This is a genomic window from Ruegeria sp. AH12, assembly GCF_056541465.1.
In genome coordinates, this window is the sequence record NZ_JBQFYL010000201.1 from 1 (window position 1) to 572 (window position 572).

A 572-nucleotide genomic window follows, 5' to 3' on the forward strand; every position below is an offset into this window, starting at 1 on the left:
GATTCTTGCAGCAGCATAGAAGAAAGCCGGCTAGTAGTTCTGGGTTAGAAACGCTTGAGGTTTGGGACGGATTTGGATGACGCGTCAAGCCGAACATCTTTGTGCAATGACATGGGTATCAACCGTTCGCCGGGGCGCACCCTAACAGTGTATCTGCGATTATATGTTTCATGCGGCCAGATGTAACTGGCAATTGCAGATTTCCCCTGACCAAGGTGTGCAGGTTTTGATTGGAAATTCTAAAACAATGACTTCGTCGCTACACTCAGTCCTCTGTTAACGCGCACAGCGACGGGAGCGATGAGTTGGGCAGGCTCAGTGGCCTACGAGCCATATTGCGTCAGGTTTCTATTATGCGTGTAAGTTTCGTACGATCGACTTTGGAGGCATGACGCTTGTCCATAGGAATGTGCTTAATCGAAATCACATTTGGAACGTCAAAACCAAGCGCAGATTTAGTCCAATCGTCGATGTGATCCGCGGAACCTTGGACGCAAAGTGTGGGGCCTGCTTTGGTATTGACGAGCGCGCATCGATCTACACCTGGCCATCGCTGTGCCGCGTCTTCGATA

At 50.2% G+C, this 572-nt stretch carries 1 protein-coding gene; it reads right to left on the minus strand.

The genetic code is table 11. From position 1 onward, the window contains the following. Positions 1-340: 340 nt before the first annotated feature. Positions 341-572, minus strand: a 232-nt coding sequence (locus ACR0EL_RS22620) for a hypothetical protein (protein ID WP_480502374.1), incomplete at its 5' end; no start/stop codon positions are given.